This is a genomic window from Thauera phenylacetica B4P (genome assembly GCF_000310225.1).
GTDB lineage: Bacteria > Pseudomonadota > Gammaproteobacteria > Burkholderiales > Rhodocyclaceae > Thauera > Thauera phenylacetica.
This window is the reverse complement of sequence record NZ_AMXF01000037.1, coordinates 1-19,992: the sequence shown is the minus strand read 5'-3', so window position 1 is coordinate 19,992 and position 19,992 is coordinate 1. Positions and strand designations below refer to the sequence as shown.

At 67.3% G+C, this 19,992-nt stretch carries 26 protein-coding genes and 1 CRISPR repeat array; of the genes, 19 read left to right on the top strand and 7 right to left on the bottom strand.

What is annotated here, in order from left to right:
- From cmr4 to cas2, 15 genes are all read left to right on the top strand, one after another.
- A complete protein-coding gene (gene cmr4 / locus C667_RS07550; protein ID WP_004359773.1) occupies positions 1-942 on the top strand; it encodes a type III-B CRISPR module RAMP protein Cmr4 in 942 nt (313 codons plus the stop codon).
- Between the two features lie 17 nt (positions 943-959).
- Complete coding sequence (gene cmr5, locus C667_RS07545; protein ID WP_004359771.1) at positions 960-1,388, top strand: type III-B CRISPR module-associated protein Cmr5; 429 nt, start codon at positions 960-962, stop codon at positions 1,386-1,388.
- A 10-nt stretch (positions 1,389-1,398) separates the two neighbouring features.
- On the top strand, positions 1,399-2,598 hold the full coding sequence (gene cmr6, locus C667_RS07540; RefSeq protein ID WP_004359769.1) for a type III-B CRISPR module RAMP protein Cmr6: 1,200 nt from the start codon (positions 1,399-1,401) through the stop codon (positions 2,596-2,598).
- A gap of 5 nt (positions 2,599-2,603) precedes the next feature.
- Positions 2,604-3,587, top strand: a complete 984-nt coding sequence (locus C667_RS07535; RefSeq protein ID WP_004359767.1) for a virulence RhuM family protein/type II toxin-antitoxin system death-on-curing family toxin — start codon at positions 2,604-2,606, stop codon at positions 3,585-3,587.
- A gap of 174 nt (positions 3,588-3,761) precedes the next feature.
- Entirely contained in the window at positions 3,762-4,007 is a 246-nt protein-coding gene (locus tag C667_RS07530; protein WP_004359764.1) for an AbrB/MazE/SpoVT family DNA-binding domain-containing protein, read from the top strand.
- On the top strand, positions 4,004-4,417 hold the full coding sequence (locus C667_RS07525; RefSeq protein WP_004359761.1) for a type II toxin-antitoxin system VapC family toxin: 414 nt from the start codon (positions 4,004-4,006) through the stop codon (positions 4,415-4,417). The genes C667_RS07530 and C667_RS07525 overlap by 4 nt, the downstream gene beginning before the upstream one ends.
- Positions 4,418-4,449: 32 nt before the next feature.
- Entirely contained in the window at positions 4,450-4,743 is a 294-nt protein-coding gene (csx16, locus tag C667_RS07520; protein WP_004359759.1) for a CRISPR-associated protein Csx16, read from the top strand.
- Positions 4,744-4,794: 51 nt separating this feature from the next.
- Positions 4,795-5,934 carry a Card1-like endonuclease domain-containing protein gene (locus tag C667_RS07515; protein ID WP_004359755.1) on the top strand — a complete coding sequence of 380 codons (1,140 nt, stop codon included), beginning with the start codon at positions 4,795-4,797 and terminating at the stop codon, positions 5,932-5,934.
- A gap of 1 nt (position 5,935) precedes the next feature.
- Entirely contained in the window at positions 5,936-6,967 is a 1,032-nt protein-coding gene (gene cas6 / locus C667_RS07510) for a CRISPR system precrRNA processing endoribonuclease RAMP protein Cas6 (protein ID WP_004359753.1), read from the top strand.
- A 96-nt stretch (positions 6,968-7,063) separates the two neighbouring features.
- Positions 7,064-7,312, top strand: a complete 249-nt coding sequence (locus C667_RS07505) for a ribbon-helix-helix protein, CopG family (RefSeq protein ID WP_004359751.1) — start codon at positions 7,064-7,066, stop codon at positions 7,310-7,312.
- Positions 7,309-7,728 carry a type II toxin-antitoxin system VapC family toxin gene (locus C667_RS25635; protein WP_004359749.1) on the top strand — a complete coding sequence of 140 codons (420 nt, stop codon included), beginning with the start codon at positions 7,309-7,311 and terminating at the stop codon, positions 7,726-7,728. Before C667_RS07505 ends, C667_RS25635 begins: the two co-directional genes overlap by 4 nt.
- 124 nt (positions 7,729-7,852) lie before the next feature.
- On the top strand, positions 7,853-8,137 hold the full coding sequence (locus C667_RS07495; RefSeq protein WP_004359746.1) for a CRISPR-associated endonuclease Cas2: 285 nt from the start codon (positions 7,853-7,855) through the stop codon (positions 8,135-8,137).
- 4 nt (positions 8,138-8,141) lie between these two features.
- On the top strand, positions 8,142-9,125 hold the full coding sequence (cas1, locus tag C667_RS07490; RefSeq protein WP_004359743.1) for a CRISPR-associated endonuclease Cas1: 984 nt from the start codon (positions 8,142-8,144) through the stop codon (positions 9,123-9,125).
- A 2-nt stretch (positions 9,126-9,127) separates the two neighbouring features.
- On the top strand, positions 9,128-9,928 hold the full coding sequence (locus tag C667_RS07485) for a CRISPR-associated endonuclease Cas1 (protein ID WP_004359741.1): 801 nt from the start codon (positions 9,128-9,130) through the stop codon (positions 9,926-9,928).
- Positions 9,919-10,248, top strand: a complete 330-nt coding sequence (gene cas2 / locus C667_RS07480) for a CRISPR-associated endonuclease Cas2 (RefSeq protein WP_004359740.1) — start codon at positions 9,919-9,921, stop codon at positions 10,246-10,248. Before C667_RS07485 ends, cas2 begins: the two co-directional genes overlap by 10 nt.
- 119 nt (positions 10,249-10,367) lie before the next feature.
- Positions 10,368-11,739: direct repeats of the CRISPR family, unit length 37 nt; unit sequence GTCCGGACTGATGCCCTGATATCAAAGGGATTGAGAC.
- 111 nt (positions 11,740-11,850) lie between these two features.
- On the opposite strand, the gene C667_RS07475 is transcribed toward cas2, so the two are convergent.
- Positions 11,851-12,132: a hypothetical protein gene (locus C667_RS07475; protein ID WP_138861152.1), complete on the bottom strand. Its 282-nt coding sequence runs from the start codon at positions 12,130-12,132 to the stop codon at positions 11,851-11,853.
- A 343-nt stretch (positions 12,133-12,475) separates the two neighbouring features.
- Between C667_RS07475 and C667_RS25630 the strand changes: the two genes are divergently transcribed.
- Both C667_RS25630 and C667_RS24330 read left to right on the top strand, forming a co-directional pair.
- Entirely contained in the window at positions 12,476-12,613 is a 138-nt protein-coding gene (locus tag C667_RS25630) for a hypothetical protein (RefSeq protein WP_157302240.1), read from the top strand.
- Positions 12,614-12,630: 17 nt separating this feature from the next.
- The gene (locus tag C667_RS24330) at positions 12,631-12,993 is read left to right on the top strand and encodes a hypothetical protein (protein ID WP_051174641.1); all 363 of its coding nucleotides are present in this window, start codon (positions 12,631-12,633) and stop codon (positions 12,991-12,993) included.
- 34 nt (positions 12,994-13,027) lie between these two features.
- On the opposite strand, the gene C667_RS07465 is transcribed toward C667_RS24330, so the two are convergent.
- The 5 genes from C667_RS07465 to thrH all read right to left on the bottom strand — a co-directional run bounded on the left by C667_RS07465 (position 13,028) and on the right by thrH (position 15,657).
- Entirely contained in the window at positions 13,028-13,309 is a 282-nt protein-coding gene (locus tag C667_RS07465; protein WP_004359736.1) for a hotdog family protein, read from the bottom strand.
- Between the two features lie 92 nt (positions 13,310-13,401).
- Positions 13,402-13,770 carry a cupin domain-containing protein gene (locus C667_RS07460; protein ID WP_039920969.1) on the bottom strand — a complete coding sequence of 123 codons (369 nt, stop codon included), beginning with the start codon at positions 13,768-13,770 and terminating at the stop codon, positions 13,402-13,404.
- On the bottom strand, positions 13,763-14,053 hold the full coding sequence (locus tag C667_RS07455) for a nucleotidyltransferase family protein (RefSeq protein WP_004359733.1): 291 nt from the start codon (positions 14,051-14,053) through the stop codon (positions 13,763-13,765). The genes C667_RS07460 and C667_RS07455 overlap by 8 nt, the downstream gene beginning before the upstream one ends.
- Before the next feature lie 78 nt (positions 14,054-14,131).
- Positions 14,132-15,007: a formyltetrahydrofolate deformylase gene (gene purU, locus C667_RS07450; RefSeq protein ID WP_004359731.1), complete on the bottom strand. Its 876-nt coding sequence runs from the start codon at positions 15,005-15,007 to the stop codon at positions 14,132-14,134.
- A gap of 41 nt (positions 15,008-15,048) precedes the next feature.
- Positions 15,049-15,657, bottom strand: a complete 609-nt coding sequence (gene thrH / locus C667_RS07445; RefSeq protein WP_004359729.1) for a bifunctional phosphoserine phosphatase/homoserine phosphotransferase ThrH — start codon at positions 15,655-15,657, stop codon at positions 15,049-15,051.
- Between the two features lie 182 nt (positions 15,658-15,839).
- On the opposite strand from thrH, the gene C667_RS07440 reads away from it, so the two are divergent.
- Entirely contained in the window at positions 15,840-17,027 is a 1,188-nt protein-coding gene (locus tag C667_RS07440) for an HD-GYP domain-containing protein (RefSeq protein ID WP_004359727.1), read from the top strand.
- 333 nt (positions 17,028-17,360) lie between these two features.
- Here the strand turns inward: C667_RS07440 and C667_RS07435 are convergent, their stop codons facing one another.
- Positions 17,361-19,304, bottom strand: coding sequence for an ATP-binding cassette domain-containing protein (locus tag C667_RS07435; protein WP_004359726.1), 1,944 nt, complete (start codon positions 19,302-19,304; stop codon positions 17,361-17,363).
- 174 nt (positions 19,305-19,478) lie between these two features.
- Here C667_RS07435 and C667_RS07430 point away from each other — a divergent pair.
- Positions 19,479-19,992 (top strand): hypothetical protein (locus C667_RS07430; RefSeq protein ID WP_004359724.1); only part of this gene is annotated, 514 nt, incomplete at its 3' end.

The following is a 19,992-nucleotide window of genomic DNA, read 5'->3' as shown; positions in this document are numbered from 1 at the left end:
ATGTTCCAAGCCCACGCCGCCCTCTTCCTCTACGCCACCAGCCCGGTCCACATGGGCGCCGGCCAGGCCTTCGGCCTGATCGACAACCCCATCGCCCGCGAGCGCCACAGCGAGCATCCGGTGTTTCCCGGCTCCGGCCTGAAAGGCGCTATCCGTCACCGCTTCCACGCCCTGCCCGGTTGGAGCGACGGCGCCGCCGGAGAGCGACTGCTCGACCGCCTGTTCGGGCCGGAGTCCAGGCCAGAAGACAGAGGAGGCAAGGATCTGCACGCAGGTGCAGTCAGCCTTGGCGACGCCCAACTCGTCGCCTTTCCGGTGCGCTCGGTGAAGGAAGGTTACGTGTATGCCACCAGCGCATACGCGCTAGCGCGCGCCGCCCGCCTGCTCACGCAACTCGGCGTGCCAGGCATGCCCCCGCTCCCGGAGTTGGTTGCAAGCGGCGCCTGCTGCGTTGCCAACTCCAAGCTGCTCGCCGGCGACAAGCTGCACCTCGAAGCCTTCGAGTACACGAACGCGCCTGCCGCAGCCAGCGCACTCGCCGCAGTCGCACGCTGGCTGGCCGACAAGGCCCTGCCCGCTGAAGAGGCCCACGCCTTCTTCCGCGAAAAATTCGCCCGCGACCTGGTACTGCTATCCGACGAGGACTTCACCTGGTTCGCCAAGAATGCCACCGTAGTCGAGCCGCACGTGCGCATCGACAACAAGACGGGCACGGCCAGCGATGGCGGCCTCTTCTACACCGAGAACTTGCCGCCCGAATCGCTGCTGCTCGGCAGCCTGATGGCCAGCCGCGAGCGCAGCGGCAAAGGCGAACTCGCCGCCGAAGCGGTGCTCGCGCAGGTCAAGGGCGCCATCGACGGCAAGCTGCTGCAGGTCGGCGGCGACGCCACCACCGGACGCGGTCTGGTCAGTGCCCGGGTGCAACCGGGCGTCGGCGCCTGAAGCGAGGAGAAGAGTCCATGAATACCACCGCCAAACCCGCTCCCGTCACGCTCGAACAGCAGCGCGCCCTGTTCGCCTGGGATAACGCCACCCGGGCGAAGCTCCATCTCGCCAATGGCTTCGGCGACTTCGTCAACACGGCCAAGGCAGCCCCTGCGCTGATCATGAACAATGGGCTCATGCAGACCCTGGCCTACTATCAGGCCAAGGGGCTCGACGATCGCGGGCAGCCGAAGAAAGGCCAGGAGCACAACCTCGCCCTGTCGGACACCCTCCAGCGCTGGATCGGGCCGCGCGTCTTGGGTAAAGGCAGCGCAACCCAGGCCCCGGGTTTCAAGGCCATGATGGAAGACCTGCTGCGCGCCCAGCCCGACCAATACCGCCGTGCCACCGACGAGGCCCTGCTGATCCTGCGCTGGATCCGGCAGTTTGCCGCCGCATTGTGAGGGCCGCGCCATGACCCACGCCCTGCCCGACTACCTCACCCGCAACGTCGGTTTCGACGACTGCCCGCCTGGCCACCGCTTCGGCCTGTATTTCGCCGGCTGGGAAGCCGACTGGCGCAAGCCGTCGAACAAGACGCCTGCGTTCAAGACCGTGGCCAGCGCCCTGCCGCAGCACAGCCGCGACGCCCTCGCCGCCATCCGCCAGCGGCAGGCCCTGCTGGCGACGCAGCTCGGCGACACCGTGTTCGCTCATCCCGCCCGCCTCACCGCACCGCTCGCCACCGGCCTGGGCAACGAACACCCGCTCGAGAACGGCTTCGCCTTCCTCAACCCGCACGGCCTGCCTTACCTGGCTGGCAGCGGGGTGAAGGGCGTACTGCGACGCGCCGCCGAGGAACTGGAAAGCGGTGAGTGGGGCGATGCAGCCGGCTGGAGCCAGACAGCCATCGACGCGCTGTTCGGTCTCGAAACCGAATCGGGCGATACGCAGGCCACGCGCACCCGGGGCGCACTTCTCTTCTGGGACCTGTTCTTCCAGCCCCCCGCCAACAAGGTGGCGCTCAGTGTCGAAGTCATGACGCCGCACCACGCCGGCTATCTGCAGAATGGCGGCACCCCGCACGCCAACGAATCTCCCAATCCGATCCCCTTCCTGGCAATCCCCGCCGGCTGCGAATGCACGCTTTACGTGCAGTGCAATCCAGCACTGATCCCGGCGGGGGCCGCCGAACTGCGCCAAGGTTGGCAAGCTCTGGTGGAGGCGGCAGTCGAGCATGCCGGCGAATGGCTCGGGTTCGGCGCCAAGACCGCCGTCGGCTATGGCCGCCTCGGCATCGACCCCAAGGCACAGGCCGAACGCGCCGCCCGGCGCGAGGCCGAGGCAGTGGAGCGCCGCAAGCAGGACGCCGAAGCCGCACTCGCCAGCATGCCGCCCGACCAGCAATTGCTGAACCGTCTGGACGCACGGCTTTCCAGCCTGCCGACCGATCCGCGCACGAAAACGCCCATCCTCCAGCTCACTTCCGGCAAGGACTGGCTCCCGACACTGGAACTCATCGACGCACATGCCGGTGCGCTTGCAGAACTTGCCAAGCCACAGCGCGAAGCCTTGGCCAGCGAGATCAAGAAGCGACTTGGCGCGTACTTCAAGGTTGAAGGCAAGGCCGACAAGGCCATGAAGGAACGGCTCGCGGCTGTGCGAGGAGGCTAAATCCCATGACCGACATCGCCATGTTCGAAGCGACCTCCGGCCAGATCGACGTACGCCTCGAAAGGGACAACGTCTGGCTCAGCCTCCCGCAACTCGCTACCCTTTTTGGCCGCGACAAGTCGGTCATCTCCCGCCACATCCGTAACCTGTTCGCCGAGGCCGAACTCGAACGCGAGGCAACCGTTGCAGATTTTGCAACGGTTCAAGATGAAGGCGGGAGAACGGTGCAGCGGCAGCAGGAGCACTTCAACCTCGACCTGATCATTTCAGTCGGCTACCGCGTCAAGTCCCGCGAGGGCATCCGCTTCCGCCAATGGGCCAGCCGCATCCTCAAGGACCACCTCACCCGCGGCTACACCCTCGACCGCCAGCGCCTCGAGCACAACGCGCGCGAACTGGAAGCCGCGCTGCTGCTGGTGCGCCGCACGCTATCCAACGCCGAACTGGCGCACGACGCCGGCAGCGGCCTGGCCGAGATCGTCGTCCGCTACACGCAGACCTTCCTGTGGCTGCAACGCTACGACGAGGGCCTGCTCACCGACCCACGCGGCCATGCCGGCGGCGAGCTGCCGCCGGTGGCCGAAGCGCGCGCCGGCATCGCCGCGCTGAAGGCCGACCTGATGAACAACGGCCAGGCCAGCGCGCTGTTCGGCAACGAACGCGAGGACGGCCTCGCCGCCCTGCTCGGCAACCTCGACCAGACCGTGTTCGGCGAGCCGGCCTACCCCACGCTGGAATCCCGCGCCGCGCATCTACTGTATTTCGTCGTCAAGAACCATCCATTTTCGGATGGCAACAAGCGCATCGGCGCCTTCCTGTTCGCCGGCTTTCTGCACCGCAACGGCCGCCTGTTCACCGACGACGGCACCCCGGTCGTCAATGACGTCGGCCTCGCCGCGCTGTCGCTGCTGGTCGCGCAGTCGCGGCCCGAGGAAAAGGACGTGCTGATCCGGCTGATCATGAACATGCTCGCCGGGGAGGCGGCGTGACCACCTGGTTCGTCGTCCACAGCTTCAGCGCTGTCGCGGGGCGATTGCCCTCTTGCCGCCCGCGACCTTGCGCACCACCGTGTCGCCCAGCAAAAGCCGGGGCGGTTCGTTTGAACGATTTGGCGTCCTACACTGCCTATACTGACATCACGCAATAAGTCTGGAGATTCGATCATGCATTACATGAAAATGTCAGACGGTGGCCGTGTTGTCATTCCGGCCGAGATCCGCCACTCCCTCGGTCTCAAGGAGGGCGACACCGTCTTGTTCGAACTGCTCGACGGCGAGGCAAGGATCACCAGCCGACAGGCACAACTGCAACGCGCGAGAGCGTTATTTCGTCGCTATGTGCGGGCCGATGCACCGTCACCCGCCGACGAGTTGATCGCCGAGCGACGCGCCGAGGCCGCGCGCGAATGAACGCGCCCATCATCCTCGACGCCTCGGCGATGCTGGCCTGGCTGAACGGCGAGCCCGGCGCAGAAGCGATCGATGCACTGCTTCAGGCGGGTGCCCCCTGCCTGGTACCGGCCGCCAACCATGCCGAGATCATCGCCAAGGCGCTCGACCACGGCGTCGCCGCGGACGCCGTGCGCGACATCATCACGAGCATCGGCTACACGGTCATCGACACATCCGCCGACGATGGCGCGGCTGCGGGCTGGATGCGCCCGGTCACGCGGGCGCACGGTCTCAGCCTGGGCGACCGGCTCTGCCTGGCAGCCGCGCAGCGACTGAAGGCTCAGGTGCATACCGCCGACTGCGCGTGGCTCGATGTTGCCGATGCGCTGCAACTCGACATTCGCTGCATTCGTCCGGGTACGAACTGAATGCGCAAGCTTCAAACCATGAGCACTGCGCAATGACCACCTGGTTCGTCACCCGCCACCCCGGCGCCGTGGAGTGGGCCGCCCGTCAGGGCCTGCACATCGACCGCCATGTCGCCCACCTCGCCCCCGCCAGCATCGCGCCCGGAGACACGGTGATCGGCGTCCTGCCGGTCAACTTGGCCGCACGTATCTGCGAGCGCGGAGCGCACTATCTCAACCTGTCGCTCGATCTGCCCGCCGAAGCGCGCGGGCGGGAGTTGTCGGCAGATGAACTGGAGAGATTCGGGGCCAGGCTGGAAGCATTCGAGGTTCGCGCGATGAAGTGACGCTCGAAGACACACTGCCCCATCCAACACCAGACACATCCAAGGTCGCTCATGAACCGTCCCTCACGCCATCTCTGCATCGCAACCGGCCAGAATCTCGCCAACCTCATCCCGGCCCTGCAGTTGTCCGCGTCGGAAGTACTCATCCTCGAAACGCCGGCAATGCGTGACGCGGCGGTCAACCTCAAGCGCGCGCTCGAGGCCAGAAACATCGCCGTCCGCCGTATGCCGTTCGACGACACCAGTCCGGAAACCATCAAGGCCTCGGCCGAGGGCGTGGCCATGGAGCTAGGCGTGGAACCCCTCGTGTTCAACGCTACAGGCGGGCACAAACTCATGACGCTCGCCCTCGCCGAGAACCTGGAAGAGCTTGCCGATGACCTTCATCTGGTCTACGCAGAAACCCGCCACGACCGCCTCGACTGGCTGAAACCCTTGCCGTCCATCGATCCCATGCGCGACGTCCTGGGCATCGACGACATCCTCCGCGCCCAAGGCTACCGCCGAACCAGTGACGGAAATCAGGACGGCTTCTGGCAAGCGGATGCGGACTCAAGAGCAAGCCTGACGCGCAAGATGGGCGACGAGGCGGAACGCTACGACAAGTTCTTCGGCACGCTGAACCGACTGGCCGACTTCGCCTTGAACGAAGACGGAGATAGGTTTCAGCCCCGCCAGTCCCTCGACTACGCGCCTGGCGGGCGCAATGCTGAATTGCTCGACGACGCACGAAGACTCGGGCTCATCCAATGGAACAACGACACCGACATCGTCTTCGCATCCCGCGAGGCAGCGGCCTATTTTCGTGGCGGATGGCTGGAGGAGTACGTCTGGTACAAATTGCGCGGCATCCGCCCGCATGACTGGGCAGTGAATCTGAAGACGCAATCGTATGCCGCACAGGTGGAAAACGAGTGCGACGCAGCAGTCGTGCATCGAAATCGCCTGCTCGTCATCGAATGCAAGACCTCTGGCTTCGGCAAGAACGAGATGCGAGACGTCGGATACATCTACAAGCTCGCACAATTGGCCGACCAGATCGGGGGGACGATGAGCCAGAAGCTCCTGCTGTCAGCCCGCCCGATCCACGACAACATTCGCCAACGGGCAAAGGAGTATCGGGTGGACATCCTCGCCGCCCACGAGGTGCGCAGGTTCGTCGAATACATCAAGTGCTGGATGCAGGGCTGACGTGAATCTGATTACGCCCGCGAATCGATCCCAAGCGGACTGCCCGACAACGAAAGCGGCCGGCGCAATACTCCCCCTCGCCCGCTACCGCTTCACCTTCCGCCTGCACGCCCCGCTGCGCCTGCCCGACTACGCGGGCTCGCTGCTGCGCGGGCAGTTCGGCGCCTCGCTGCGACGCGTCGCCTGCATGACCGACGCCCCCACCTGCGAAGGCTGCCCGCTGCGAGCCACCTGCCCGTATCCGGCCATCTTCGAGACCCCCGCGCCAGCCGAGCACGCCATGCAGAACTTCAGCCACGTGCCCAACCCCTACGTGGTCGAACCGCCCGCCTTCGGCACGCGCCAGATCGACGCCGGCGGCACGCTGCAGTTCGGGCTCGTGCTGTTCGGGCGCGCGGTGGCGCAGCTGCCGCTGGTCAGCTTCGCGCTGCAGCGCGCGCTGGAGGGCGGGCTCGGGCGCGAGCGCGCACGCGGGGTGCTCGAACGCATCGAGTGGCAGCACACCGCCGACGAGCCCGCCGAGCCCTACCGCAGCGGCGCAACCTTCATCCCCATCTGGCAGCCGGGCGACGCCGCCATCGCGGTGCATGACGCACAGGTCGCCCCGCCCACCGCCGCCACGCGTCCCGCACCCGAGCGCCTGACGCTAGCCATCCACACCCCGATGCGCCTGCAGCAGCAGGGCAAGCCGCTGCGCCCGGCAGCGTTGACTCCGCGCAAGCTGGTGGCCGACCTGCTGCGCCGGGTCAGCCTGCTCGCCGAGTTCCACGCCGGCCACCCCGGCCTGGTCGCCGACGCCCCCGCGCTGGTCCACCACGCCGAGGCGCTCGCCCACCAGACCGCGCTGCGCTGGCAGGACTGGTCGCGCTACTCCAGCCGCCAGCAGCAGGAGATGACACTCGGCGGCGCCGTCGGCCACTGGACCCTCGAGGGCGACCTCGCCCCGCTGCTGCCCTGGCTGTGGCTGGGCCAGTGGCTGCACGTGGGCAAGAACGCCACCATGGGCATGGGCGGCTACGCGCTTCAGCCCTGACACGCATCAGCCGGATAACCTGAAGCATTCGGGTTGTCGTGCTGCCACCGTACAACTACACTGCGTAATACCAATCCGCTGCCGGTATTACGCAAGATGAACACCATTTCCATCAAGATCGATCCCGAGCTGGAACGGGCGCTCGTGCTGGCAAGCGAGCGCGAGCATCTCAGCAAGTCCGAGGTGATGCGGCGCGCGCTCGCGAGCTACCTGAGCCAGCGCACCACCGCCACGTCGACACCCTCCGCCCTCGACCTGGTCGGCGACCTTGCCGGCTGCTTCAGTGGGGGACCTGCAGACCTGTCATCGAACCCCCGCCACCTCGACGACTTCGGCCGCCGATGAACCACCGGTTGCTTCTCGATACCGGCCCCTGGGTCGCACTCCTGTGCCGTGACGACACGCACCACGAATGGGCCAAGGCGCGGTTCGGACAATTCCCCGGCCCCTTCCTGACGTGCGAGGCCGTCGTTGCGGAAACCTGCTTCCTGCTCGCCCGCGCCGGCTTCGACCCTGCTCGTGCGCTCATGCTGCTCGAACGCGGCGCCGTGCAGATCGCCTTGTCGCTGGAATCGCAGATCGCGCCCGTGCGCAAGCTGTTCGAGCGCTGCGACAATGTGCCCGCCTCACTGGCCGACGCATGCCTCGTGCGCATGTCCGAGCTGTTCGAGCCCTGCAGCATCCTGACCCTCGACAGCGATTTCGGCATCTACCGGCGCCACGGCCGCAAGACAATCCCCGTCATGTCGCCCCACGCGTAACGCGCCTCGCCCCGGCGCCCTCGCCCGGCAAGCCGCCACGTGGCGCGCAGCCGCAAGCTTGCCGCCCCGGACAACCGCCGCACGGCTGATCACACTGGCGCCATCCCCTCACCGGATGCCCGCCATGCCGCAGCGCGATTTCTACCTCGCCGCCTACGACGTCTCCAGCCCGCGCCGCCTCGCCGCCGCGCTTGCACTGGTGCGCGGCTACACCACCGGCGGGCAGAAGTCGGTGCACGAGGTCTTCCTCACCCGCGGCGAGCGCTTCGAGCTGCTGCACAACATGGCGCTGCTGCTCAACGAGGACGAAGACCGCTTCTTCCTGCTGCGCCTCGACCCCAGCGCCCGCACCTATGCGCTGGGCGTTGCCGCCCAGCCCGCCGATCCCGACTACTTCTACGTGGGGTGAGACCATGGCCACGCTGCTGCTCGACCGCGCCGACCTCGAAGTACGCATCGCCGACGGCGCCCTCGCCCTGTACGAGAACGGCACGCGCAGCCAGACCGTGCCGCTGCGCCTGATCGACCGCGTCGTCATCCAGGGCGCGCGTACCAAACTCGACACCGCGGTACTGCTCAAGCTCGCCGAAGCCGGCGCCGCCACCCTGCTGCTGAGCCCGCGCGCCGGCCGCCAGGTCGCCATCGTGCTCGGCCCCGCGCACAACGACGCCGCCGTTCGCCTCGCCCAGGCGCAGCGCACCATGGACGATACCTTCTGCGACGACTGGGCACGCCGGCTCGTCGTCGCCAAGCTGCGTCGGCAGCACCGCCTACTCACCCGCGCCGAGGCGCGCCGGCCGGACGTGCGCAAGCCCCTGTTCAACGCCCGCAAGGGCATCGCCGACGCGCTCGCCCAGGCCGCCGAGCCCGGCACCGCCTGCGCACGCCTGCGCGGGCTGGAAGGCAGCGCCGCGCGCGCCTACTTCCACGGCTACACCGCGCTGTTCGCGCCCGAACTCGACTTCACCGGCCGCAACCGCCGCCCGCCGCGCGACCCGGTCAACGCCTGCCTGTCGCTCGCCTACACCCTGCTGCACTTCGAGGCCGTGCGCACCGCCCACGCCGCCGGCCTCGACCCGCTGCTCGGCTTCTACCACCGCCCCGCCTTCGGCCGCGAGTCGCTCGCCTGCGACCTCATCGAGCCACTGCGCCCGGCGGTGGATGACTGGATCTGGCGCCAGTTCAACACCGCCCAGCTGCGCCCCGAGCACTTCGGCACCGACAAGGGCGCCTGCCTGATCGGCAAGGCCGGCCGCGGCCACTTCTACGCCGGCTGGGAACAGTTCGCCCCCTTGCCCCGGCGCTGGCTGCGGCAGCGCTGCGCCCGCCTCGCCGCGCAGCTGCGTGCGCAGGGCGAGCCCTGGCTCGAACACTTCGAGGACGACGAGGACTTCTGACCATGCCGACCCTTGCCCAGCGTCGCCAGGCGCCCATCGATCTGCCCGCGCGCAAGCCGCTCTATCTCATGAGCGCCAAGCCGGCGCGCATGGATGCCGGCAGCGACCACCTGATCCTGCGCCCCGAAGTCGGCGCGCCGATGCGGTTTCCGCTCGCCCGCATCTGCCGCATCATCTGCAACCGCCACCTGACGTGGAGCGGCGGCGCACTCGCGCTCTGCCTCGCCGAAGGCGTGCCCATCACCTGGGTCGACGGCCATGGTCACGCCCTGGGCAGCACGCAGACACGCTACGCACAGCCGCTACCCTTCTCCACGCTGATCGAGACCTACCTCGAGTTACCCGACTGGCCGCAACGCTTCGCCAACTGGCGGGCGCGCCGCAGACTCGAAACGCTCACCACCTGCGCAAAGCGCGCGGCCGAGACCGGCCACGACCTGGACGCGCTCCGCTTCCAGGAGCTCAAGCGCGAATATGTCTACAACGGCGTGCACCCGCAGGTCTTCGACCCCAACGCCGAAGCCTGGTGCCACGCGCTGGCCATCGACCGCCTCCATCGCGAGGGCCTGCACGGCTGCTACTGGGGCTTCGACGCCACCCGGCTCGAACTCGCCACCGAGCTCGCCGCGCTGCTGTGGGCCGAGCTCAACCTCGACTGCGGCGCACTGCCCGCCGGCGCCGAGCACGGCCTCGTCGTCGCCCGTCTGTTCGAAGCCTGGGCACACCGACGCGAGGACCGCCTGCTGCACCACCTTGGCGACCTCAAGCGCCACCTCGCACGGGAGGTCGAGACATGGCACTGAACACGCCGCGCGGCTGGCTCATCACCTACGACATCACCAACCCCAAGCGCCTCGTCCGCCTGCACCGCTTCCTGGTCAGGCAGGCCACGCCGGTGCAGTACTCGGTCTTCCATTTCGAGGGCAGCGCCGCGCAGATGGGTCGCCTGATGGCCGACATCGAAACCCGCATCGACGCCGGCACTGACGACGTCCGCGCCTATCAACTGCCGGAACACCTGAGCATCGACACCATCGGCCGCGGCAGCCTGCCCGGCGACACCTTCCTGCTGTCGCCCACCTCGCCAGCCCTGCAAGCGCTGCTTCAGGCCGCGGGCCGGTGATACCATCTCGGCACTGAACCGCGCAGACACAACCGTGACAATCCGCTCTCCCGGGTCCCATCCTTATTGGGAAACCCCTCTACAAGAAGCTGATTGCAAGGTCGTTTTTCGTGCGAGCAGTCCGGACTGATGCCCTGATATCAAAGGGATTGAGACTTCAGCTGCTTTAGTTCTTGCTCTTGATTTAGGTCCGGACTGATGCCCTGATATCAAAGGGATTGAGACGAGATCAGCTTTTCCTTATCTTCTTTGCTCTGTCCGGACTGATGCCCTGATATCAAAGGGATTGAGACTCCCTTGCTTTGCGGTACATCGCAATGCTTTCGGTCCGGACTGATGCCCTGATATCAAAGGGATTGAGACCTACCGGGGGTAGTGGGTCTGCGATAGCTTTTCGGTCCGGACTGATGCCCTGATATCAAAGGGATTGAGACCGAGTGGCGTTCACGTTTGCGCGGGCGGTGTCTGTCCGGACTGATGCCCTGATATCAAAGGGATTGAGACGCGGTTCTTGTCGTCGTTCAGGCGCTGAAGGGCTTGTCCGGACTGATGCCCTGATATCAAAGGGATTGAGACCCCGCAGCTTGCGGGCTTCTTCGATCCTCATTGTCCGGACTGATGCCCTGATATCAAAGGGATTGAGACTTTCAAATCCCTTTTCATTCATGTAACTTTCGCCGTCCGGACTGATGCCCTGATATCAAAGGGATTGAGACCCTTTGTCGTTCGATTAATTTGTCACGAGACGAGGTCCGGACTGATGCCCTGATATCAAAGGGATTGAGACTCCCGACATACCGGACCTGATCGATGGAAACGCGGTCCGGACTGATGCCCTGATATCAAAGGGATTGAGACGGCCTGTCGGCGTTGATCGAACGCGCGAAAATGTCCGGACTGATGCCCTGATATCAAAGGGATTGAGACCCGCCGATGTGAAACGGGTTGTCTGGCGATTCAGTCCGGACTGATGCCCTGATATCAAAGGGATTGAGACCCGCTGCCGCTATTCTTCCTGGAAGCGGGGGGTCGTCCGGACTGATGCCCTGATATCAAAGGGATTGAGACACTTCTTTACCCATGATCTCGCTCCTTCGTTGTGTCCGGACTGATGCCCTGATATCAAAGGGATTGAGACGCGCGCGCGAAGCGAAGAGAGCCGAAAGCAAGCAGTCCGGACTGATGCCCTGATATCAAAGGGATTGAGACTGAGTGACGCCCGCGCATCCGCCGTTACCGCCCGCGTCCGGACTGATGCCCTGATATCAAAGGGATTGAGACTGAAAGATTTCAGCCCACTGAGCGCTTCGGATTTGTCCGGACTGATGCCCTGATATCAAAGGGATTGAGACCAATTACAAGTATCGCCATGCCAGTCCAAAGAGGTCCGGACTGATGCCCTGATATCAAAGGGATTGAGACTCCCAAGGCTCAGCTGGGATGGCAATAGCAGCGTCCGGACTGAGGCCCTGATATCAAAGGGATTGAGAGGTTGCCGCTCCCGCCAACGCATGGGGTTTCCGTGCGTTGCAGCGCACGACCACGGCGCGGGGCGGTGCGGCACCTCGAAGGCCGCGCCGTATACCAGCGCACCCGTGCGCGCTACCAGACGACCAACATCCGGTACAGGAAGTAGCCGAGCGCCATGTAGAGCGGCACGGCGACGATGACGAAGACCACGAGGTAGACCACGCCGATCAGGAGAGGCAGAAGCACCGCGACAAGTCCGCTCCAAAGCAGCTCGAGCAGGGCCAGCAGCAACGCGACCGCGCCGCGACGAAGCCAGCCGAGCCTCCGGCGCCAACCGGTGGTGGGCCGCCCATCCAGTTGGGCCTTGGCGTCGAGCAAGCTCTCCCTGGCGCGGAAGGTTTCCATGCGCAGCATGAAACCGGTCCAGGCTGCGTCGGCCAGGAGGCTGCTGGTGCCTCGACTGCGGCGCACCGCGCCCAGCAAGCCCGCGGGCGCCTGAGCTCGGCGATTCGATCTGTTACGGCGGGGCATGAGCGGGGGCCTCGTTGTCGGGATGGCCCACACTCTGCCCATTCCAGAACGCGATGCGCGCCCCCGCAAGCTTGCCGCTCGACGACAGCTTGGCAAGCAAGCGGATACTTGGCCCACCTGGCGCGGGGCCATGGCCGAGGCGCAACCCGCTTGCAACTACGCCCCACCGAGACGCCGACCAAGAACGGTCGACGTCCCCGCCGCGTCAGCCCCACCGGAGCCCGCAATGCCGAAAACGATCCTGACCGTAGTTCTCGTCATCGTGCTGATGGCTCTGCTCGCGCGCATCGCTGTCATGGGCTTGGCTGCCGCCTTTGTTGCGGGCCTGTTGTGGCTGATGCACGGTCACAAGTTCACTCGCTGACGGAGGTAAGAGGGAGAATGAAAAAATCGCATCGCGCACTCGCTTGCCGGGGTCTGATCGCGGCGACGCTGGCATTCGGTTCGCTCCCTTACGCCCATGCGGGCTGGTGCGACAGAGTGCAAGGCACAGGCGCAAAGCTAGCCGCGGCTGCGGCAACGGTCACGGCGACCGTGGGGGGCGCGCTGAAGCTGACGGGTGTCGGCGCGGTGGTTCACAGTTCGGGCGCGATGATCGTCAGCACCGCTTCGGGCGGCTATGTCGCCGGCACGCTGGGGGTGCTCGGGACGGCCACGGCAGTGGTGACCGCACCGGTCACGCTGGTGGTCGGGGGTGCGAGCTTGGTCGCAGGCGCAGGTGCGGTACTTTTCTGCCAGCGCTGATTCAACCGGGTGCGCCAGGCCGCGGGCGCCGCGTTCACGACACGATGTACGCCGCCGCCCCGCTGGTCAGCAGCTTGCCCATGGCATCGAGACAGGCGGAGATGACGCCGCCGTGGATGCGGTTGTGCACGAAGTGGCCGACGAGCTCGGGGCGCATGTCGATGCGTCCATGCACGCGCTCACCGCCGATGTCCTCGATCTTCAGGCCGAGCAATGCGTTGAAGGGGATCCGTTGCTCGAAGAGCTCGCGCACGCCGGCGACGAATTCGGGCTCGAACTGTACCGGCTGCACCGGCGGACGGGGATTTGAGGGCATGCTCGTTCCTTGGCTTCAAAGCGGCAGACGCGCCGCGAACCGGGCGGCCACCGCAGGCATTGATGAATTCTGCGCCGGGGCGTTTCGCGCGCTCACGCCTCGTCTGCGCGGCAGTGCACCGCCAGCCACAGGGCGTCGTCCGACACGGATTCGACCCGATGCCTGCAGCGCGCCGGCAGGCTCGTCCAGTCGCCGGCGCACAGATCCAGCACGCGCCCGTCGGCGAAGGCGAGCGCGGCGGAACCGACCAGCAGCACCACCCACTCGTCCTCGTCCTGCTCGTACCAGAAGCCCGGGGGGCTCGCGTGACCGAAGGACACGATGCGCTCGACGCGGCAGACTGGGTTGGCGAACAGCGTGCTGAAAGCTTCCTCGACGCGTATGGCGGGTTCCACTGCGTAGAGATTGCCCTGCACAAGGGCGGAACTGCTCCGCCCGGCCCCCTCGCGCATCTCAGACATGAACGGCCTCGCGCTCGACAATGTGGCGCAACTCCTCGCGCAGTGCCTTGTCCGTCACCAGGTCGACCGGCGCGCCGAGCAGGTCCTCGAGGTAGAACTGGACGCCGAAGTAGCGTGCCGAGGTCGCCGGCCCATCGAAGCGCACGAGCACATCGACGTCGCTGTCGGCACGCGCTTCGCCGCGTAGCGTGGAGCCGAACAGTGCGAGATCGACGACACCGAAGCGCCGGTGGAGCTCCGGTTTGCTCTGCGTCAGCTTTTGCAGCGCAAGATCTCGATCCATGGACATCTCCAATGCGGGCGGTCACAGGCCGATCTTAGGCAATAAGCCCTCGAGGTCAAGGCCGCTTCACGCGACCGCTCAGCGGAACACGATCGTCTTGTTCCCATGCACCAGCACCCGGTCCTCCAGGTGGTAGCGCAGGCCGCGGGCGAGCACGGTCTTCTCGATGTCCTTGCCGTAGCGCACCATGTCCTCGACCGCATCCGAATGGTCGATGCGGATCACGTCCTGCTCGATGATCGGGCCCTGGTCGAGGTCGGCGGTGACGTAATGGCAGGTGGCGCCGATCAGCTTGACGCCCTTGGCCCAGGCCTGGTGGTAGGGCTTGGCGCCGACGAAGCTGGGCAGGAAGCTGTGGTGGATGTTGATGATGCGGCCCGGGTAGGCGGCACACAGCGCGGGCGACAGGATCTGCATGTAGCGCGCCAGCACCATGGTGTCGCCGCGCACCTCCTCGAAGATGCGCTGCACCTCGGCGTAGGCGCTGGCCTTGTTGTCGGCGCTCACCGGCACGTGGTGAAAGGGGATGCCGTGCCACTCGACGAAGCCGCGGAAGGTGTCGTGGTTGGAGATCACGCACGCGATCTCGATGTCGAGCTCCTTCGACTGCCAGCGCGCGAGCAGGTCGTACAGGCAGTGCTCCTGCTTGCTCACCAGCACGACCACGCGCTTCTTGACCGCGGAGTCGGTGATCTTCCAGTCCATCTCCAGCTCTTCGGCCAGGGGCCGGAAGCGCTCGCGGAACTCGGCGAGGTGGAAGGGCAGCGAGTCGGCCTTGATCTCGATGCGCATGAAGTAGCGGCCGACGCCCTCACCGTCCTGCGGCGGCTCGGCGTGCAGCGAGGTCTCGAGGATCCAGCCCTTGTGCTCGGCGATGAAGCCGGAGACCTTGGCGACGATGCCGACGCGGTCGGGGCAGGAGGCGGAGAGGGTGAAGAAGCGTTGGCGGTGCATGGGGGGCGTGAGGAGCGAGGCGTCAGGAGTGAGGAGCGGGGTCAGACGCGCGCGAACGCCTTGTCGATCTCGGCGCGCAGCGCGCCGTAGTCGCGCACCACCGGGAACTGCGGGAACTCGCGCACCACGTTCTCGGGCGGGTGGAACAGGATGCCGCCGTGGGCCTCGCCCAGCATCGCGGTGTCGTTGTAGGAATCGCCCGCGGCGACGACCTTGAAGTTGAGCTCCTTGAAGCGCTTGACCGCCTCGCGCTTCTGGTCGGGCATGCGCAGGTGGTAGTTCACCAGGATGCCCTCGGCGTTGGCCTCGAGGCTGTGGCAGAACAGCGTCGGCAGGCCGAGCTGCTTCATCAGCGGCTTGGCGAACTCGTAGAAGGTGTCGGAGAGGATCACCACCTGGTAGGTGTCGCGCAGCGCGTCGAGGAATTCGCGCGCGCCCTCCATCGGCCCCATGCTGGCGATGACTTCCTGGATGTCGGGCAGACCGAGCTTCTTCTGCGCCAGGATGTCCAGGCGGTACTTCATCAGGGTGTCGTAGTTGGGCTCGTCGCGGGTGGTGCGGCGCAGCTCGGGGATGCCGGTACGCTCGGCGAATTCGATCCAGATTTCGGGGACGAGCACACCTTCGAGGTCGAGACAGACGATACGCACCGCGGACTCCTGGAGGCAGATGGGGAAAGCCCGGATTCTAGCAGCCCGCCCTCGTCATCGAACGACGCCCCCGGAAAACCCCCGGCCGCCGTGACCCAGTCGGCGTCCACCCCGGCACGAGCCGTGGCGAGCCACGCATCGGCTTGCAATAATGCACGCAGCAAACACCGGGCCCCCAAAGCGTGATCAAGCTCGTCCCCGTCGCCCGGCTGCGGCCCGGCATGTACGTCCATGACCTGCACTGCGGCTGGCTGCAGCACGACTTCGTGCGCAACCGCTTCCTGGTCGCGGACGTGGAAGACGTGGCCCGAATTCGTGCGCTGGGCGTCGCCGAGGTCAGCATCGACACCGCGCGCGGCCTCGACCCGGACGCGGCGCCTGCCGCCACCGCACCGGATCGGGAAGCCCTGGCCGGCCCGCCCCCGCCCGCGGTGCATACCGCCTCCAAGGTCGCCGGCACGCAGGAGCACGCCCGCAACCTGCACCGCGAGGCGAACGAGATCGTGCGCGACCTGCTGGCCGACGTGCGTCTCGGCCGCCAGATCGAGATCGAGAAGGTCGAGCCCCTGGTGACCCGCATCGTCGACTCGATCTTCACCCGCGCGGATGCCCTGCTGCCACTCGCCCGCCTCAAGCAGCACGACAGCTACACCTTCCAGCATTCGGTGTCGGTGTGCGCGCTGATGACCGCCTTCGCGCGCACGCTCGGCCTGCCGCGCGAGACCATCCGCGAGATCGCCATCGGCGCCCTGCTGCACGACGTCGGCAAGGCGCGCATCCCCGACGAGATCCTCAACAAGCCGGGCAAGCTCACCGACGCCGAGTTCGAGCGCATGAAGAGCCACGTGGTGCAGAGCAAGCTGATCCTGATGGCGACGCCCGGGATCAGCCCGATCGCGCTGGAGGTCGCCGCCCAGCATCATGAGCGCTTCGACGGCAGCGGCTACCCCAACCGGCTCGCGGGCGACGCGATCAGCCTGTACGGGCGAATGGCGGCGATCGTGGATGTGTACGACGCGATCACCTCGGAGCGCGTCTATCACAAGGGCATGCCGCCGACCGAGGCGCTGCGCAAGCTGCTGGAGTGGTCGTCGAACCACTTCGAGCCGCGCCTCGCGCAGGCCTTCATCCGTTCGGTGGGGATCTACCCCACCGGCGCGCTGGTGCGCCTGGAGAGCAAGCGCCTCGCGGTGGTGCAGGCGCAGCACGCCGACAAGCCCACCCTGCCGCGGGTGAAGGTGATCTTCCACACCGCCGGTCACTACCTGCAGCCGGAAGATCTCGATCTGCGGCGATCGCAGGACCGCATCGTCGGCCACGAGGATTTCGCCGCGTGGAACATCGACCCGGCGCGCTGGCTGGCCCTGTAGGAACGCCGGAAGGCGCGAACCGGCGCCTGCCCGGGCGCCTGCGCCTGTTTCTACCGCCGTATTCGCGCCTGCCGGCGCTCCTACAGGAACATCGCTCGACGGACGGCGGCGAAACGGCGCCTGCCCGGGCGCCTGCGCCTGTTTCTACCGCCGTATTCGCGCCTGCCGGCGCTCCTACAGGAACGTCGCTCGGCGGACGGCGGCGAAACGGCGCTCGCCCGGGCGCCTGCGCATGTTTCCCACGCCGCATTCGCGCCTGCTGGCGCTGCTGCAAAGGCTGCCGCGACGTTCTTGTAGGAGCGCCGGCAGGCGCGAACCGGCGGTTCGCCCCGCTCAGTCCGCCGGGATCGCCTCCAGCGCCTCGTGCAGCTCCAGCCAGCGCAACTCGGCCTCCTCGATGCGCTCGGCGAGCTCGGCCTGGCGCTTGTTGAGCGCCGGCACCTCGCCCGCCTGCGGCCCGGCGTACAGCGCCGGGTCGGCGAGCCGCGCGTCGAGCTCGGCCTTCTCCTTGTTCCACGCCGCCAGGCGCTTGTCGATCTGCTCGACCTCCTTCACCAGCGGCCGGCGCGCCACCAGCCGTGCCTGGCGGTCGGCGGCGGCCTGGGCGCGGTCGGCCTTGCGCGCGGCCTTGTCCGCGGCCTGGTCGGGACAGGCCGCGGCCGCGGCCACTTCGGCGCGCCGGCTGGCGAGCCAGTCGCGGTAGTCGTCGAGGTCGCCGTCGAAGGGCTGGATGCGCCCGCCATCGACCAGCACGAAGCGGTCGCAGGTGGCGCGCAGCAATGCGCGGTCGTGCGACACCAGCACCATCGCGCCCTCGTAGTCCTGCAGCGCCATGGTCAGCGCGTGGCGCATCTCGAGGTCGAGGTGGTTGGTGGGCTCGTCGAGCAGCAGCAGGTTGGGGCGCTGCCAGATCAGCAAGGCAAGCGCCAGGCGCGACTTCTCGCCGCCCGAGAACGGCCCGCAGGGCGTGGTCGCCGGAGTGGAGGTGCCGCCCACGCCGTCGCCGCGGAAGTCGAAGCCGCCGAGGTAGTCGCGCAGCTCCTGCTCGCGCGTCTGCGGGTCCAGCCGAACCATGTGCTGCAGCGCGGACTCGTCCGGGCGCAGCGTTTCCAGTTGATGCTGGGCGAAGTAGCCGGTGGCCAGGCCCTTGCCTTCGAGGCGGCGACCGCTCGCCAGTCGCAGTTCATGCGCGAGCAGCTTGATCAGGGTCGACTTGCCCGCGCCGTTGCGCCCGAGCAGGCCGACGCGCTCGCCCGGCCGCAGGGTCAGCGTGATGCGCTCGAGCACCGTCTTGTCGCCATAGCCCACCGCACCGTCCTCGATCTGCAGCAGCGGATCGGGCGCCGGCGGCGCGTCGCGGAAGGCGAAGCTGAAGGGCGTGTCCACGTGCGCCGCGGCAATGCGCTCCATGCGCTCGAGGGCCTTGATGCGGCTCTGCGCCTGGCGCGCCTTGGTGGCCTTGGCACGGAAGCGGCGGATGTAGTCTTCCATGTGCGCGATGTCGCGCTGCTGCTTGTCGAACATCGCCTGCTGCTGCAGCAGGCGCTCGCCGCGCTGGCGCTCGAAGTCGGAATAGCCGCCGGTATAAAGGCCGAGTTTCTGCTGCTCGATGTGGGCGATGTGGGTCACGCAGGCGTCGAGGAACTCGCGGTCGTGCGAGATCAGCAGCAGCGTGCCGCGGTAGTCGCGCAGCCAGGCCTCGAGCCAGATCACCGCGTCGAGGTCGAGGTGGTTGGTGGGCTCGTCGAGCAGCAGCAGGTCGGAGCGGCACATCAGCGCCTGCGCCAGGTTCAGGCGCATGCGCCAGCCGCCGGAGAAGTCCGCCACCGGGCGCTCGATGTCCGATTGCACGAAGCCGAGGCCGTCGAGCAGCGCCGCCGCGCGGGCGCGCGCCGAATAGCCGCCGATCTCGTGCAGGCGGGCGTGGAGTTCACCAATATGAGCGCCGACGTGCTCGCCGTCGTGGGCCGCCTCGGCCGCGGCCAGCTCGGCCTCGATCCGGCGCAGCTCGGCGTCGCCGTCGAGCACGTAGTCGATCGCCGGCTGTGCGAGACCGGGTGTTTCCTGCGCGACGTGGGCGATCACCCAGCCGGGCGGCAGGTCGAGGTCGCCCTGGTCGGGGTGAAGCTGGTCGCGCAGCAGGGCGAACAGGCTGGACTTGCCGCTGCCGTTGGCGCCGGTGAGGCCGACCTTCCAGCCGGGGTGGATCTGCAGCGTGGCGCTCTCGATGAGGACCTTGGCGCCGCGCGCGAGGCGCAAATTGCGAAGACTGATCACGAACGGATACACGGCCACGGGGCCGCGGATTGAAATAAAGGCGCTATTCTACGCGCCGACTCGACCGAAGCCGGCACGCACGCGCCAGAAGCCCGAGTCGAGCACTCGACCGCCGCGAGGCGATCGCCGTGTTTGATCGCCCCGCCCGGTCACCCGAATCCGGAAACCGCACGCATGATCCATATCCGCTCCCTGCCTTTCCTCCTCGCCCGCCGCTCCATCCTGCCCGGCCTGTGCGTCGCGCTGCTCGCCTCCACGATCCTGCCCGCCCACGCGCAGACCGCGGACGAGGCCGCCCACGCCGCCGAGCGCGCCCGCGCCGCGGCGCTCGAGGCCGAAGGCAAGGCGCTGCGTGCCGAAGCCGAAGCCACCTACGAGGCCACCGTCCCGGGCTGCTATGAGAAGTTCCTCGTCAACCGCTGCATCGACCAGGCGAAGAAGCAGCGCCTGGAGACGATCCGGCGCGCGCGCGAGCTCGAAGCCGAAGGTCGCCGCCTCACCCTGGCCGAGCGCCAGCGCGCGGTGGCAGCCAAGCCGGCAAGCGGCGAAGTTCCGACCGCGCCTCCCGCGCCGACCGCGCTGCCCGCCAGCCCCGCCCTGGCGCCCGCTGCACCGAGCGGTAATGCGGCGATCGCCCCCTCGCCCGCAGCCGAGCGCATCCGCGCCCAGCGCGCCGAGGCGAGCCGCG